This window comes from Stenotrophomonas maltophilia (genome assembly GCF_006970445.1).
GTDB lineage: Bacteria > Pseudomonadota > Gammaproteobacteria > Xanthomonadales > Xanthomonadaceae > Stenotrophomonas > Stenotrophomonas maltophilia_AU.
On the sequence record NZ_CP033877.1, the window covers coordinates 3,419,044 to 3,435,444 of the forward strand.

A 16,401-nucleotide genomic window follows, 5' to 3' on the forward strand; every position below is an offset into this window, starting at 1 on the left:
GTTCATGAGCCCGAAATGCTAGCAGACCCAACCCCCTCCCCGCTGGCCCACCACTGGCGGCAACGCGACCTGCAGGTGCTGTGGCACCCGTGCACGCAGATGCGTGAGCATCCGGACACCCTGCCGCTGGTGCCGATTGCCCGTGGCGAAGGCGCGTGGCTGATCGACCACGACGGCAACCGCTACCTGGATGCGGTCAGCAGCTGGTGGACCAATCTGTTCGGCCACGCCGAACCGCGCATCGGTGGCGCTATCGCTGCCCAGGCCGGGCAGCTGGAACAGGTGATGCTCGCCGGCTTCGGCCACGAGCCGGCGATCACCCTCGCCGAACGCCTGCTGGCACTGGCGCCACGCCAGCCCGGCCGTGCACCGCTGGCCAAGGTGTTCTACGCCGACAACGGTTCCGCCGGCGTGGAAGTGGCGCTGAAGATGGCCTTCCAGTACTTCCAGAACCGCGGAGAGCCCCGCCGCACGCGCTTCATCGCGCTTGAGAACGGCTACCACGGCGAAACCCTGGGGGCGCTGGCGCTGGGTGACATTCCGCTGTATCGCCGCGTCTATGCGCCGCTGCTGGCCGAAGGCCTGTTCGCACCGTCGCCCGATACCTACCTGGCCGAACCGGGCCAGAGCGCGGCCGATCGCGCGCGGCAGGCGGCCGATGGCCTGGCCACGCTGTTCGACCGGCACCCGGGCGAGATCTGCGCGGTGATCCTGGAACCGCGCCTGCAGTGTGCCGGCGGCATGCGCATGCATGACCCGGTCTACCTGCAGCGCGTGCGCGAACTGTGCGATGCCCATGGCGCGTTCATGATCGCCGACGAGATCGCCACCGGCTTCGGCCGCACCGGCACCCTGTTCGCCTGCGAGCAGGCCGGAGTGATGCCGGACCTGATGTGCCTGTCCAAGGGACTGACCGGCGGCTTCCTGCCGCTGGCCGCGGTACTGGCCACGCAGGCACTGTACGACGCCTTCCTCGACGACTCGCGCGAGCGCGCCTTCCTGCATTCGCACAGCTACACCGGCAACCCGCTGGCCTGCGCGGCAGCGCTGGCGACCCTGGACATTTTCCGCGACGACGATGTGATCGCGCGCAACCGGGGGATCGCCTCGGTGATGGGGACGCTGGCAGCACCCTTTGCCGACCATCCGCACGTGGCCGACGTGCGCCAGGCCGGCATGGTGGTGGCCTTCGAGCTGTCGCGCGACGGCAACAAGCGCACGCCATTCGACCCGGGCCTGCGACTGGGCCTGCACGCCTACAAGGCCGCACTCAAGCGCGGCGTGGTGCTGCGCCCGCTGGGCGACGTGCTGTACTGGATGCCACCCTACTGCGTGGACGACGAACAACTGGACCTGCTGGCACATACCACGCTGGCGGCCATCGACGAGGCGATTGCATGCGCGTGACCCGCTGCCCCATCGACCTGGCGCTGCACAGCGGCCAGACCCTGACCCTGCCGGAAGAAACCGCCAACCACCTGGTGCGGGTGATGCGCCTGCGCGAGGGGGACACCTGCGTGCTGTTCAACGGCGACGGCTACGACTACAGCGCGACGCTGACCGTGGCCGGCAAGCGCGAGGTCCAGGTCCGCATTGACGCGGTGGAGGCCGTCGGCAACGAATCGCCGCTGGCGATCACCCTGCTGCAGGGCATCGCCCGCGGCGAGAAGATGGACCTGATCCTGCAGAAGGCCACCGAGCTGGGTGTGGCAGCGATCATTCCGGTCAACGCTGAGCGCACCGAGGTAAAGCTGGATGCGGCACGGGCCGAGAAGCGGGTGGCGCACTGGAACAACGTGGTGACGTCGGCCTGCGGCCAGTCCGGGCGTGCGCGCATTCCGCAGGTGGGATCTCCGCTGTCGCTGGCGCAGGCTGTGGCGACACTGCCGGCGCAGACGCTGCGGCTGACCCTGGACCCGCAGGGCGCGCATCGCCTGTCGACGCTGGACGCCGCCCCGGCGGGCGGCATCGTGATCGCGATTGGCCCGGAAGGCGGCTGGTCACCGCGCGACCGCGACCAACTGGCAGCGGCGGGGTTCCAGGGACTGCAGCTGGGCCCGCGGATCCTGCGCACGGAAACGGCCGGGCTGGCCGCGATCGCGGCATTGCAGGCGCGGTTGGGCGATCTTGGTTAAGGCTGGTTCGTGGTAGTGCCGGCCGCTGGCCGGCATCCACGGGATCATGAGGTTGCCGGCCAGCGGCCGGCACTACCGGAAACCCGACCGGCGGATTGCCGATCAGGCCGCCAGCGAATCCAGCGCTGCTTCCAGCGCGTCGAGGTTCGGCAGCAGCGCGCTCTGCTCACCCAGCAGCACGCGCATGTGCACGATCTGCGGCAGGGTTTCTTCGGAGGCGTCGGCCAGCAGGCCATCGCGTGGCACCGAGATCAGCTGCGGGAAGTTCTGCGTCAGCAGCGCGTAGTACGGGCGCTGCGCGTTGCCGCTGAGGGACTTCAGCACCACCACCTTGTTGTGGCCGGCCACCGTCTCCTCGCCCAGCCCCGAAAGGCGTGCGAACGACACCAGCGGCACCTGCCAGCCGTGCCAGCCGATTTCGCCAACCAGCCAGCGCGGCGCATCGGAGACCGGCTGCACCGGCACGCGCGACATCATTTCGGCCACGGTGGCATTGGGCAGCAGTACGCGCTCGTTGCCGGCCTGGATCAGGACGCCGCGGATTTCGTCATTGCTGGCGTAGCTCATGGTGCCTCTCCGTTGTCGTCCTGCTCACCCCAGCGCGCGGCAATTGCCTGCGCCAGTTCCTGCGGTTCACCGGCCACCATGCCGGCAGCAACCACGGCGGTGGCCGCCGCCGGGTCATAGCAGCCCTCGCCCACCTGCCCGGCCACCCATGCACCGGCGGCCGCCAGGTCCAGCGCCGGGCCGACGTGGGCCAGGTCGGCACCGCTGAGCAGCACCAGCGCGGTGTGTTCGGCCGGTAGTGAAGCGAGCGAAATGCCATTGGCATCGCTGTGGAAATGCAGGCCATCGCTGGCCGCGCGCACGCCGATATCATCGGCCAGCACGTGGACCTCGCCCGGCGCGGCGCGCTGGCCGGCCTCGGCCAGCTGCACCGGCAACGGCGAAACACGGGACATCTGCTTGACCAGGTTGCCGTAGCGGCCACCATCCAGGCGCATGTGCACCAGGACCGGCACGCTCATCGACGCGGGCAGTGCGCCGAGCAGGCGACGCAACGCATCCGGGCCACCGATGCCGGCCAGCACCAGCAGCGATGCGGCGCGCGCACCGGCCGGGGCGGCGGCATCCAGATCGACCAGGCTCAAATGATCGGTATCGAACGAGGGCTGCGGCGCGACGACCGGCGCCACCGCTTCTGCCGATGCCGGCGCTTCGATCGATTCCTCGACCAGCGACCAGGCGGTGTGATCGAAGGAGATCGGCGGTGCCGCAGGCGCCGCCGGTTCGACCCGCGCTTGCGGCGGCGAAGGCGGATCCAGTGGTTCGGGCACGACCGGCTGTAGTGCCGCCAGGGCCTGCTCCAGCGCGATCGGTTCGTGCAGGTGTGCCGGCGGCGAGTACAGGCCGTCGGCCGGAACATCATCGGCCCAGCTCAGCGCCTGCTCCAGGTGCGGCTGCAGGGCTTCTTCCTGCGGCACCGGCGCGGGTGCCGGATGGCCGGGCTCCAGCTGCAGGCTGGGCTCTTCTTCGGCGCCCGGCGGCAACACCTGCTGGTGGCCGTGCAGCTTGGCGGCCAGATGGCGCCCCCAACGCTGCACCTCCCAGCCGTCGCGGCGCGCGGCCAGCTCAGCCTCATCGAACACCAGGGTCAGCCCCGGTGCCGAGAGCACGGCTTCCAACCGTTCCAGTGCGTCCTCGATGGCGGCTTCCAGCGCGATCACCACGAACTGCGGATCCGCGGCCTGCAGGACCTGTGGCTCCAGGCCATTCGGATCATCTTCCAGGACCAGCTGCACATCTGCATGCGACAGCGCCTCGCGCAGGCGTTCACGCGCCGCACCGGGGCGGGCCAGCAGGGCGACGGCCGGGGCCGGATGGGTTTCACTCACGGACACGGGCGATCCCCAGCAGGTCGTACACGTTACGCATCAGGTCCAGTTCCTGGTACGGCTTGCCCAGATAACGCTGGACACCGATCTCGAAGGCGCGCTGGCGGTGCTTGTCACCGCTGCGCGAGGTGATCATCACGATCGGCACATCCTTGTAGCGCGGGTCGGCACGCATCGCGGTGGCCAGCTCGTAGCCGTCCATGCGCGGCATCTCGATATCCAGCAGCATCAGGTCCGGTACGCGCTCTTCCAGCCGCTCCAGTGCTTCCACGCCATCGCGGGCGACACTGACTTCGAAGTTGTGGCGTTCGAGGATGCGGCCGGTCACCTTGCGCATGGTCAGCGAGTCATCGACCACCATCACCAGCGGCACCTGGCGTTCATCGCGCGGCGCATTGGCCAGCACCGGTGCCGTCGGATTGGCCAGGAAGCGGCGCACCAGCGGTGCGACGTCCAGGATCACCACCACGCGGCCATCGCCGGTGATGGTGGCGCCGTAGATGCCCGGTACCGATGCGATCTGCAGGCCGACCGGCTTGACCACGATTTCGCGATTGCCCAGCACTTGGTCGATCGCCACGGCAGCGCGCAGGTCACCGGCGCGGACCAGCAGCAGCGGCACCTGGTCCTGGCCATCGGCACGCGCCGGGGCCTGCCCGACCAGGCTGCCGAGGTCATACAGCGGATAGTCTTCGCCGCTGTAGCGGTAGCTGCTGTCGGCGGCCTCGAAGCGTTCGCGCGACAGGCGGCCGATACCACTGACCGAGGCCACCGGCACGGCGAAGGTGGTTTCGCCGATCTGCACGAACACCGCCTGGGTGACGGCCAGCGTCTGCGGCAGGCGCAGGGTGAAGCGCACGCCCTGGCCACGCACCGACTGGATGTCGACCGAGCCGCCGAGCTGGCGCACTTCGTTGCGCACCACGTCCATGCCCACGCCGCGACCGGCCAGCTGGCTGACCTGGTCGGCGGTGGAGAAACCGGAGGCGAAGATCAGGTTGTCCAGTTCCTGCTCGTTCGGCTGTGCATCGGCGGCCAACAGGCCACGGTCGATGGCGCGGCGGCGGATCGCTTCGCGGTCCAGGCCGGCACCGTCATCGGCCACTTCCAGCACGATTTCCGAGCCTTCACGGTGCAGGCGGATGGCAACTTCGCCCTCTTCCGGCTTGCCGGCCGCACGACGCTGTTCCGGCGCTTCCAGGCCGTGGGCCACGGAGTTGCGCAGCATGTGTTCGAGCGGCGCGACCATGCGATCGAGAACGTTGCGGTCCAGTTCGCCGTGGGTGCCTTCCAGGGTCAGGTGGACCTGCTTGCCGGTATCCATGCCGGACTGGCGGACCACGCGACGCAGGCGCGGCACCAGGCCATCGAACGGCACCATGCGCGCGCGCATCAGGCCGTCCTGCAGCTCGGAGCTGACGCGCGACTGCTGTTGCAGCAGCGAATCGTACTGGCGCGACAGATCGTCGAGCACGCCCTGCAGGCCCCCGAGATCGGCCGCCGACTCGTTCAGCGCGCGGCTGAGCTGCTGCAGCGTGGAGAAGCGGTCCAGTTCCAGCGGATCGAACTTCTGGTCGGCATGGTCCTGCTCGCGCTGGTAGCGGGCGACGATCTGCGCTTCGGTTTCCAGGTCGAGGCGGCGCAGCTGGTCGCGCAGTCGCGCATTGGTGCGCTCCAGTTCGCCCATCGCGCCACGGAAGGCGCCGAGCTGCTGTTCCAGGCGCGAGCGGTAGATCGCCACTTCACCGGCATGGTTGACCAAGCGGTCGAGCAGATCCGCACGCACGCGCACCTGTTCCTGCTGCGGACGTGCCAGCGGATCCTCATCGACCACGCCTTCAGCCGGCAGCGGTGCCGACAACGGCGCATCGAGCAGTGCCGGTGCCGGGCTGGCGACCGGTGCCGAAGCGGCTTCTGCCACGCTCGCCACGTTGGCTGCGGCTGCGGCAGCGGCGATATCGGTGGTGGTACGCACTTCGAATGCGTCGACCAGATCCTGCGCCGGTTCCACCACGCGGTGGTCACCGGTGCGGGTCAGCAGCTGGTGCAGGCGATCGAATCCGCGTTCCAGCAACTGCACATCGCGGCGCTCGATCTCGGTGCGACCGGCGGCAACGGCTTCCAGCAACGATTCGATGCTGTGGCCGAGATCGCCGATGGCGTTGATGCCGGCCATGCGTGCGCCACCCTTCAGGGTATGCAGGTCACGCTGCAGGCCGGCCAGCACCTCGCGGTCCTGCGGTGCATCGCGCAGCTCGCTGATCAGGCCATCGCAGTGGTCGAGCAGGTCCTTGCCTTCCTCGACGAAGATGTCGACCAGTTCGCGATCGTAGACGCTGAAGTCGAGCGTATCGGCGCTGTCTTCCGGCACCGGGATGGCATGGACGTCAGGTGCCACGGTTACAGGCACGTCGGCTTCAGGCGCGCCAACTGCCACGGCATCCGACACGGTAACCGCATCGAGGTCGGCAGCTTCGGCGTGGACGTCCACCTGGCCCGGCGCGTCTTCCAGTTCGAAGAAGCGCACCGGCTCGGCGGTGGCCGGCACAGCGGCCTCCGCGACCTCCTCATTCACCGTCGCCGGGGACGGCTGATCGGCGCTCTCTCCTTCACCGATCGCCGCCTCCCCGCCGACGTCCGCATCCTCGGCAAAGGCTTCCGCCTCGCCCGGCGCGAGTTCGCTGGCCTGCAGGCCGAGCACGGGCCATTGCCCGTCGTCGGCCAGGGGCTGCTCTTCGTCGATCACGTGCAGGCCGGCCTCGAGCGCGGCTTCCAGCGAGACCGGTTCTGCAAACCCCGGCGCAGCCATTTCATCCTGCAGGCTCGACAGCTCGCTGTCGAGCGGCAGTGCAGCAGGCGTCTCGAATGCCTCAGCATCCGCGACGTGCGCGTGATCGAACGAGGACGCATTCATGTCAGATGCGACGGCTTCGACAGCGACAGGAATCTCTTCGGCGTCGCGGTCGTCGACCGGCAGCGCACTGGCATCCAGGTACGGCGACAGATCGTCCACGACGGTCAAACCGGCGTCGTCGGACAACAGCAGCACGCTTTCGGCCTCCGCCTCGACATCGTCTACCGCAACGCCCGGAACATCGTCGGCCACCTGGATCGATTCGACCGCCGGTAGCGACGCCTCCTCCTCACCCGGTACGGACGGCCATCCGGCATCGAAATAGCGCGAAAGATCGTCGCTGGCGGTCAGCTCACCGACCTCCAGACCGGCCTCGATCGCCACATCGGCGAACGGAGCTTCCGCAGTATCTGCATGTGCCTCCGCTTCCTGCTCCGGTGTGACAAACGAATGCGGCACCGCATCGGATTCAAGCGCGACGGCCGTCGATGCGTCCGCGTCCAGTTCCGCCGCCGGTTCGTCATCCAGCGCCAGGTCGTCTTCGTCGTCTTCCAGGCCCACCATCGGCCAGCGCGCCTCCGGCAGCTCGCCGGCCAGCGCCTGCAGGCGCTGTGCCAGTACCTGCTGCGGCGCGATGCGCGGCTGTTCGGCCTGCAGCGCTTCCATGGTGGCGGTGATCGCCTGCGCGGTCGCATCCAGCGCGGCCACGCCTTCATCACCCGGCACCACCTCGGCGGCCAGTGCACGCTTGATGTAGGACTCGGCGCCGCCGGTCACAGCCGTGATCTCGGGCACTTCGGTCATCGCGAAGGCGCCGTTCATGGTGTGCACGGCGCGCAGCAGTGCATCGCTGACCGGCCGCGGTGCCTGCTGCGCCGAACGCAGCCAATCCTGCAGAGTGGCCTGGTGGACTTCCACCTCGGCCTCGAGAATCTCGCGCAGCACGCTGTCGATGTTGGCCGGCGTGCCAGCAGCTTCGGCCTCCTCGGCGGTATCGGCCAGCGCCGAAGCGCCCGCCTCCGCGTCGAGAATGCGGCTGATCTCGTCTTCGCCTTCGGATTCGGCCACCGGTGCAACCGGTGCAGCGGCCCCCGGCAGGGGTACGTAGTAGGTCTCCTCGCCTGCACCGACACGATCGGCGATGGCCTGCATGGCCTGCAGGTCGACGCTGATGCGCTGGCCATGGCGCAGCGCCGCGTTCAGCTGCGGCAGCGCCGCATGCGCGTTGTCGACCATCGCCAGCACGGCGGGGGATGCGGCGCGGCTGCCATCCAGCACGCGGTTGAGCATGCCTTCGATCTTCCACGCGAACTCACCCAGGGTGCGTGCGCCGACCAGGCGACCACTGCCCTTGAGGGTATGGAAGATGCGGCGGATCGGGCGCAGCCGGTCCATGTTGTCCGGCTGCATGCGCCACGCCGGCAGCAGCGTGCCGAGATTGGCCAGCTCGTCGTCGAACTCTTCCAGGAACACCTCGCGGATGTCCTCGTCGATGTTCTCGGCATCGTCGTCGAAACCGGCGTCGAAGCCCGCATTGGTGTCGGTGTCGGCGTCGGTCCCGGCCACGGCCGCAAGCACCGCCTCTGGTGCTGCCGCAGCGGCCATTGCCTGCGGATTGAAGCCGGCAGCGGCTGCACTCAGCTCGGCGAAGAACTGGGCGTCGGCCTCGCTGAAATCGATCGGCGCGATGGTGTCGATATCGATCACCGACACGGCCGGAGCGGACGTTTCAGCCGCCGGGCCCGCCGCATCGATCAACGGCGGCGTGATCGACGGTACCGGCAGGTCATCCGGTGCCTCATCCACCTCGGCCAGCACTGCGGGCGATGCATCGGCCAGCGGCGGAACGACGGCATCGACGATTTCCAGCGACGGATGCAACGCGGCATCATCATCCAGCGACAGCGTTTCCATCGCATGCAGCGACAGCACGTCGTCAGCGTTGTCCAGTGCGTCGGCGTCGAAGCGGAACACCACGTCGTCGGCCTCGGCAGCCGCATCCTGTTCGGCCGCCACCGGATCGAACACCGGCGCAGCATCGAAAGCGGTCGCGGAGGAATCCACCGCGTCCGTCATCTCATTGATCGCGGGCGCTGCGGTCTCCTCAGGCACCTGCGGCACCTCGGACAGCGACCACTGCGATGCACTGGAGCGATCACCCTCGGCCAGCTCGAAGCTGACCGGATCGAAACTGGCGAAGGTCGGGCTGCGCTCGTCATCGGCAGGCGCGACAGGGTCGGCCTCCGGATGGAACGGCGCCAGCTCCCACTGCGGGACATCCGGCGCCGGTGCGCTGGACGCCGCGAAGACCAGCGATGCCTCCGCATCATCGTGCGTCGGCAACGGCGAAGCATCGTTATCAGCCGTGCTGGCGGCCACGGCTGCGACAGTGCCCAGTGCGCCGAACATCAGGCGGTTGTCGGACACCATCGGCGCCGGCGTGGCCGGCGGCGGATCGAAGGTGAAGTCCGGCAGCGGCACCGGCACGTCGCCGGCAGCGGGCGCCGCAGGCTGCACCGGAACCTCGATGCGCTCCGGCTGCAGCGGTTCGGCCTGCAACGCAACCGGCTCGCGTTCGACCGGCAGCAGTGCCGGCGCTTCCGGCGCGACGGCATTGCGCTCGGGCAGCGGCCAGTAGCGCAGTGCCTCGAGGCTGCTGCGGGTGATTTCGAGGATGTCTTCGCGGCCCGGGCGGCGGTCGCGCAGGGCTTCCAGGTAGTACTCCAGGCTGGCCATGGCATCGGCCAGGGTGTCCAGCTGGCGGCCGCTGGGCACGCGCTGGCGGCCGATCAGTTCGGCCTCGATGTACTGCTGCACGCCACGCAGGTAATCGGCGGCGGTGCCCAGGTCGAGCATGCGCAGTGCGCCGGACACATCGCCCAGCAGGCGCGGCACATCCTGCAGCTCGGCATGGTTCCAGCTGGTTTCGATGAAGGCGACGAAATGCTCGCGGGCGGCGGCGAAGTTGGCGATGGCTTCATGCGCCAGCACCTCCACCGTGCGCCGGTTCTCGACCGCGCTCGGGTCGTCCTCGCCACTGCCGCCGGCGCCCAGATGGGCAACCTGGTCGTCCAGCGAGGCATCGACGTACAGCAGTGCACCGGCAATATCCAGCAGCAGGTTCTCGTCGATCTGCTGGCGGCCCTCGACCACGCCACGCAGCGCGTCGCGCTGCTGCACGACCACGCCGCGGGCCACGCCCAGGCCCATCATGCCCAGCGTATCGGCCACGGCGCCAAGCTCGTTGGCCTGGGTCTGCAGCTGTTCCGGCGCACCACCGGTGCGCAGGTGCAGGTCAAGCGCATCCTTGATGCGCAGCAGTTCTTCCTTCACTGCGCTGCCGACCGTGTCGAGCAGCTCGCGGTTGCGTCCGCTCAGGCTGCCACGGGCATGGTCCAGCTCGGCCTCGGTGGCGGTGACGCTGTCCGGCGCAAAGGCCAGCAGCACACTGTCAGTGACGCCTTCTTCGCCGCGCGACGCACGGATCTCGTTGAGCAGCGGCATCAGCACGATCGGAATGTCGCGATGGCCGTTCTGCAGGCGTTCCAGGTAGTCGGGCAGCAGCACGCTGCCACGCATCAGGGTCGCGCAGGCTTCATCACGGTCGGCCACGCGGCCGGCACCGATGGCGTTGGCCAGCTGCTCCAGCTCTTCGGCCACCATCGCCGGGGCATACAGCTCGACCATGCGCAGGGTGCCCTGCACCTGGTGCAGGTAGCCGGCGCAGATGCGCATGCGGCTGGCATCGGTCGGGTCTTCCGCGTAGTACTCGACCTCATTGCGCACCTGGCGCAGGGTCTCGTCCAGCTCGGGCTTGACCCAGCCCAGCGCTGCGTGGCTCATCGCATCGCGCAGACTGCTCATGGACGCGCTCCGTTCGCCGCCGCGCGGTGGCCGCGCGAGTTCTGGCGTGGGGAATGGAAATGCTTCATCGACTGGTTCCTTGCTCGCCGCCCTGCCCGCGTCACGCCGGCAGCTTGAAGTCGGCGACCGAACGGCGCAGGTCCGCCGCCAGCTGCGCGAGGTGGCCGATCGACTCTGCGGTCTGCCCGGCACCCTGCGAGGTCTGGCCGGTGATCTGCCGGATCACGCCCATGGTGCGGGTGATGTCCGAAGCGGCGGCCGACTGCTGCTGGGCAGCGATGGAGATGTTCTTGATGAGGGTATTCAGTGCGTTGGACACGCGCTCGATCTCGGTCAGCGCGGTACCGGCGTCCTCCGCCAGGCGTGCACCGGACACCACTTCGGCAGTGGTCTGCTCCATCGAGGTGACCGCTTCGTTGGTGTCGGCCTGAATGGCCTGGACCAGGTTTTCGATGCGTCGGGTCGCACCCGAGGTACGTTCTGCCAGGCGCTGCACTTCGTCGGCCACGACCGCGAAACCGCGGCCCGCTTCACCGGCCGACGCTGCCTGCACCGCCGCGTTCAACGCCAGGATGTTGGTCTGCTCGGAGATGTCGTTGATCAGTTCCACGATCGAGCCGATTTCCTGCGACGACTCGCCCAGGCGCTTGATGCGCTTGGAGGTTTCCTGGATCTGGTCACGGATCTGGTCCATGCCCTGGATGGTCTCGCGCACCACGCCGGCACCCTCGGCGGCGATCACCACCGAGCGCTGTGCCACGTCGGCCGACTCGGCCGAGTTGCGCGACACCTGCTCGATGCTCGCCGCGATTTCGCCGATGCGGTCCGAGGCCGAGGTGATCTGGTTGGCCTGGTGGCCCGCCGCCTCTGCCAGCTGCATGGCGGTGGCCTGCGTTTCCTGGGTGGACATCGCGACCTTGGCCGAGGTGTCATTGATGGTGGTCACCAGATGGCGCAGCTCGTCGACCGCGTAGTTGATCGCGTCGGCGATCGCACCGGTCATGTCCTCGGTCACCGAGGCCTTCACCGTCAGGTCGCCCTCACCGAGCGAGGAGATTTCGTCCAGCAGCCGCATGATCGCCTGCTGGTTGCGGCTGTTGAATTCCACCTGGGTCTGGTAACGCAGTTCCTGCTCGCGCGAGCGGCTGCGCACGTTGGTGGAGACGAAGCCGATGATCGCGATCAGCGACAGCGCACCGGACACCACGCCGATCCAGAAGTTCGGGAACAGGCGGGTGTCAGACACCGAGCCGAACGAGGAGAACGCGTCGAACAACTTGCGGCTGTCATCCAGCATGTGGGCCGAACCCTGGCCCAGCGCGGTGGCGGCGGACTGCGCCGCGAACAGCTGGCGCGAGCTGGCCAGGATCGCGTCGGCGTCCTGCTTCATCGCTTCCCACTTCTGCTGCGACTGCTCCAGCGCGGCCACGGCAGCGGCACCGCGCACGGCGGTGATGCCCAGTTCCTCGTTGCCGTTGCGCAGGCCGTCGAGCACCTGCGAGAACACGGTGATGTCACGCGCCAGCGCATCACCGGAGGTCGCTGCGGCGCTGCCACCGGCACGCATTTCGGTCACGCGGCGGGCCATCGAACCGGCCACCACGACCTGCTGCAGTGCACTGTACACCTGCGACGACGGTGCACCGGAGGCCGACATCGCGCGCACCAGCTCGTTCAGCTGGGCCTGCAGGCCCGGCACCGCGCCGGTGAAGTTGTTGGCATTGCCGGCCAGCGCCAGCACGGCCGGCTCACTGGCCACCAGCTGCCCGGCCTGCTTGCCCAGCGGCGCCCAGGTCTCGCCCAGGGTAGCGATGGCACCGGACACGCCCGGCTCCTTGCCATAGCGGCCCTGCAGCGTCGACACGTTCTGCTCGATCGCGTTGCGGGTGGCCTTGAAGGCGGTGAAGGCCTGGGCGTTGCCGCCGACCGCGTCACGTCCCTGGTTGGCCAGCTGCTGCGACAGCACCTGCAGGTCGGCGGCCTTGGAGCCGGCATCGGCAAGGCGGCTGCCCTGCCAGGTGGCGACACCGGTGTTGACGCCGAACAGGATCATCGATGCCAGCAGCAGGAACAGCCAGAGGTTGCTGCCGCCCAGCCGCAGCTTGCCGGTCTTGGTGGCGTCCGAAGCAGTACTCATCGTTCAACCTCGATCTTCAATGCAGGGGGCGATGCCCGGCCTCAGGCCGCGGCTTGCCGGAATTCAGGAGTGCGCGACAGCAGCGAGAGCGAGAACACGCCCCAGTCATGGCCGTCGGCATGGAAGGCACGGTCGACGAAATGGCCGTAGCGGCCTTCGGCCAACGTGCCCGCTTCGATCTGCTGGTCCAGCTCGAAGCTGCGCTGGCCGAACAGTTCATCGATGGTCAGTGCGACGTCGCCGCCGGCCTGGCGCATGATCAGCACGCGCTGGCCTTCCTGCTGCACGGTGCGCGCGCCTTCCAGGAAGTACTTCAGGTCGACCACCGGGAACAGGTTGCCGCGCAGGTTGCCCACGCCCAGCAGCCAGGGCTGCGCGCAGGGCACCGGGGTCACCGGCGGCATCGGCACGATTTCCACCACTTCGCGGAAATCGGACACCAGCCGGCGCTGGCCGACGCGGAAACCCACGCCACGCCACAGGTCCTGGGCAAACTGCCGCCCGGGCAGCTGCACCGCATGGGCCAGGCTGCGCCGTTCGTAGGCTTCAAGGATGTCGAAGGGCGAGCGCATCAGGCCACCAGCTCGTTGATCCGCGCGATCAGTTCATCCTCGCGCGGTGGCTTGACGATGTAATCGGCTGCGCCCTGGCGCAGGCCCCAGGCCTTGTCGGTTTCCATCGCCTTGGTGCTGACGATGATCACCGGGATGTGCTTGATCGCCGCATCACGGGCCATTGCACGGGTGGCCTGGAAACCGCTCATGCCGGGCAGGACCACGTCCATCAGCACCAGCTGCGGCACCTGGTCGCGGACCAGCTGCAGGCCATCCTCGGCGTTGTCCGCTTCCAGCACCTCGTGGCCGGCACGGCGCAGCCACTGGGTGAACACCGCGCGGTCGGTCGGTGAATCCTCGATCAGGACGATACGAGCCATTGTGCCTTTCCCCCCTGGTCAGGCGTTGACGTATGTGCGGATGGCACCCAGCAGTTCTTCGCGCGTGAAAGGCTTGGTCAGGTACTGCTCCGAGCCGACGATGCGCCCCCGCGCCTTGTCGAACAGGCCATCCTTGGATGACAGCATGATCACCGGGGTCGCCTTGAACAGCTGGTTGCCCTTGATCAGCGCGCAGGTCTGGTAGCCATCCAGGCGCGGCATCATGATGTCGACGAAGATGATCTGCGGCTGCTGGTCTGCGATCTTGGCAAGCGCTTCAAAGCCGTCGGTGGCGGTGACCACCTCGCAGCCTTCGCGCTTGAGCAGCGTTTCCGCAGTCCTGCGGATGGTCTTCGAATCATCGATGACCATCACCCGGAGTCCTGCGAGTTCCCCGCCCGCAGTCGTGTTTTCAGTCATTGCCTATCCCCAAGCGCACGGCCCAATCTCTGGCGGGAGCCGCTGCGAAAGCGTATCTATATCGCACTTTCTGCGCCCGCTTCAAGGCCGGCCCACCGCGCAGGGGGTGGCGCCCGGCTGAACGTGACCGGGTTCGCAATGACTGCGCTGCCGGCAGGCGGACGCTGCGTTGCAGTACGGCAGGGAGGCGCGCGGCCAGCGTTGCCGCTACCATCAACGCCTTGCCTGACAGGTGCGCCCATGCCGTTGAACGTCATCGTGGTGATGGACCCCATCGCCCACATCAAGATCGCCAAGGACACCACCTTCGCCATGCTGCTGGAAGCCCAGCGCCGCGGCCATGCCCTGCACTACGTGCGGCCGGGCGGACTGGCCCTGGAAGGTGGCGTGGCGGTGGCCCAGACCGCGCCGCTGCAGGTGCGCGACGACCCGGCCGGCTGGTATGAGCTGGGCGCGTTCAGCCGTACCGAGTTCGGACCCGGCCAGATCGTGCTGATGCGCAAGGACCCGCCGGTCGACGCCGAGTACCTCTACGACACCCAGGTACTGGACGTGGCCGCCGCCGCCGGTGCCTGCGTGGTCAACAACCCGCAGGGCCTGCGCGACTACAACGAGAAGCTGGCTGCCCTGCTGTTCCCCCAGTGCTGCCCGCCGACTCTGGTCAGCCGCGATGCCAAGGCGCTGAAGGCCTTTGCCCTGGAACACGGCCAGGCCGTGCTGAAGCCGCTGGACGGCATGGGTGGCCGCTCGATCTTCCGCAGCGGCCAGGGCGATCCGAACCTGAACGTGATCCTGGAAACCCTGACCGACGGCGGGCGCAAGCTGGCGCTGGCCCAGAAGTTCATTCCCGACATCACGGCCGGCGACAAGCGCATCCTGCTGGTCGACGGCGAACCGGTCGATTACTGCCTGGCGCGCATTCCGCAGGGCGACGAATTCCGCGGCAACCTCGCGGCCGGCGGCCGCGGCGAAGGCCGCCCGCTGAGCGAGCGTGACCGCTGGATCGCCGGCCAGGTTGGCCCGGAGATGAAGCGCCGCGGCATGCGTTTCGTCGGCCTGGACGTGATCGGCGATTACCTGACCGAGGTCAACGTGACCAGCCCGACCTGTGTGCGCGAACTGGACGCGCAGTACGGCCTGAACATCGCTGGCACCCTGTTCGACGCGCTCGAGGCCGGCCTGCGCTGATGGCGGCCGCACCTGCCGTCCTGCCGCCGCCGCCGCGCGAAGCGCAACGGCTGGGGGCGACCATCGCGCTGTCGGTGCTGGTCCACGCCCTGCTGATCCTGGGCGTGGGCTTCGCCGTGAAGGGTGATGCACCGCTGGTGCCGACGCTGGAAGTGATCTTCAGCCAGACCCGCACCGCACTGACGCCGAAGCAGGCCGATTTCCTTGCCGCCGCCAGCCAGGAAGGTGGTGGCGAGCACGACCGTGCGCAGCGCCCGCGCGACAACCAGGCCGGCATCGTGCCGCAGGCGCAGGCGGGGCTGAGCCCGGTGCCACAACAGCAGCAGTCGGCCGCGCCGGTTCCGCCGCCGCAGGCACGGGTGGTCAGCAGCCGCAACGGAGAAGACACCGTCGCGCAGGCGCAGTCCCGGCCGACGCCGGAACAGCCGGAGCCGGATGCACCGCTGACCGCGCGTGAGCAGCGCGATGTGGAGATGGCGCGACTGGCGGCTGAAGTGCATCTGCGCTCGGCGCAGTACGCCAAGCGCCCGAACCGCAAGTTCGTGTCGGCCAGCACGCGTGAATATGCCTATGCCAATTACCTGCGTGCCTGGGTCGACCGTGCCGAGCGCGTAGGCAACCTGAATTACCCGGACGAGGCCCGGCAGCGCCGGCTCGGCGGCCAGGTGGTGATCAGCGTGGGCGTGCGCCGCGATGGCAGCGTGGAGAGCAGCCGGATCCTGCGAACCAGCGGAACGCCATTGCTGGATGAGGCGGCGCTGCGGGTGGTGAAGCTGGCACAGCCGTTCCCGCCGTTGCCGAAGACCGAGGACGAGATCGACATCCTGCAGGTCACCCGCACCTGGGTGTTCCTGCCGGGCGGCACCCTGCACGACGACCGGTAGGTTTTCTTCCCGGGCCTGCGCCCCGGGGCCCGCTGCAAGCCCAAGCAACTGCAACAGCAGGATCAAGAGCTGCGGTTGGGCTTTGGGTTT

General features: G+C 68.5%; 11 protein-coding genes. 4 read left to right on the forward strand and 7 right to left on the reverse strand.

Going from position 1 to position 16,401, the window contains the following annotated elements; all coding sequences use genetic code 11:
* The first annotated feature begins 15 nt into the window (after nucleotides 1-15).
* Nucleotides 16-1,407 carry an adenosylmethionine--8-amino-7-oxononanoate transaminase gene (gene bioA, locus EGM71_RS15775; RefSeq protein WP_223224484.1) on the forward strand — a complete coding sequence of 464 codons (1,392 nt, stop codon included), beginning with the start codon at nucleotides 16-18 and terminating at the stop codon, nucleotides 1,405-1,407.
* Nucleotides 1,398-2,135 carry a 16S rRNA (uracil(1498)-N(3))-methyltransferase gene (locus EGM71_RS15780; protein WP_188485630.1) on the forward strand — a complete coding sequence of 246 codons (738 nt, stop codon included), beginning with the start codon at nucleotides 1,398-1,400 and terminating at the stop codon, nucleotides 2,133-2,135. Before bioA ends, EGM71_RS15780 begins: the two co-directional genes overlap by 10 nt.
* A gap of 102 nt (nucleotides 2,136-2,237) precedes the next feature.
* On the opposite strand, the gene EGM71_RS15785 is transcribed toward EGM71_RS15780, so the two are convergent.
* From EGM71_RS15785 to pilG, 7 genes are all read right to left on the reverse strand, one after another.
* Nucleotides 2,238-2,702 carry a chemotaxis protein CheW gene (locus tag EGM71_RS15785; RefSeq protein WP_014648089.1) on the reverse strand — a complete coding sequence of 155 codons (465 nt, stop codon included), beginning with the start codon at nucleotides 2,700-2,702 and terminating at the stop codon, nucleotides 2,238-2,240.
* The gene (locus EGM71_RS15790; protein WP_188485631.1) at nucleotides 2,699-4,036 is read right to left on the reverse strand and encodes a chemotaxis protein CheB; all 1,338 of its coding nucleotides are present in this window, start codon (nucleotides 4,034-4,036) and stop codon (nucleotides 2,699-2,701) included. Before EGM71_RS15790 ends, EGM71_RS15785 begins: the two co-directional genes overlap by 4 nt.
* A complete protein-coding gene (locus EGM71_RS15795; protein ID WP_188485632.1) occupies nucleotides 4,023-10,748 on the reverse strand; it encodes an Hpt domain-containing protein in 6,726 nt (2,241 codons plus the stop codon). The genes EGM71_RS15790 and EGM71_RS15795 overlap by 14 nt, the downstream gene beginning before the upstream one ends.
* Before the next feature lie 100 nt (nucleotides 10,749-10,848).
* The gene (locus tag EGM71_RS15800) at nucleotides 10,849-12,885 is read right to left on the reverse strand and encodes a methyl-accepting chemotaxis protein (protein WP_014038185.1); all 2,037 of its coding nucleotides are present in this window, start codon (nucleotides 12,883-12,885) and stop codon (nucleotides 10,849-10,851) included.
* Nucleotides 12,886-12,926: 41 nt separating this feature from the next.
* Complete coding sequence (locus EGM71_RS15805) at nucleotides 12,927-13,457, reverse strand: chemotaxis protein CheW (protein ID WP_188485633.1); 531 nt, start codon at nucleotides 13,455-13,457, stop codon at nucleotides 12,927-12,929.
* Nucleotides 13,457-13,819, reverse strand: a complete 363-nt coding sequence (locus tag EGM71_RS15810) for a response regulator (protein ID WP_005410717.1) — start codon at nucleotides 13,817-13,819, stop codon at nucleotides 13,457-13,459. Before EGM71_RS15810 ends, EGM71_RS15805 begins: the two co-directional genes overlap by 1 nt.
* Before the next feature lie 18 nt (nucleotides 13,820-13,837).
* A complete protein-coding gene (gene pilG, locus EGM71_RS15815; protein WP_005418455.1) occupies nucleotides 13,838-14,239 on the reverse strand; it encodes a twitching motility response regulator PilG in 402 nt (133 codons plus the stop codon).
* A 240-nt stretch (nucleotides 14,240-14,479) separates the two neighbouring features.
* Here pilG and gshB point away from each other — a divergent pair, with 240 nt between their 5' ends.
* Entirely contained in the window at nucleotides 14,480-15,427 is a 948-nt protein-coding gene (gene gshB, locus EGM71_RS15820) for a glutathione synthase (RefSeq protein WP_188485634.1), read from the forward strand.
* Complete coding sequence (locus EGM71_RS15825) at nucleotides 15,427-16,311, forward strand: energy transducer TonB (protein ID WP_188485635.1); 885 nt, start codon at nucleotides 15,427-15,429, stop codon at nucleotides 16,309-16,311. The genes gshB and EGM71_RS15825 overlap by 1 nt, the downstream gene beginning before the upstream one ends.
* The last annotated feature ends 90 nt before the right edge of the window (nucleotides 16,312-16,401 follow it).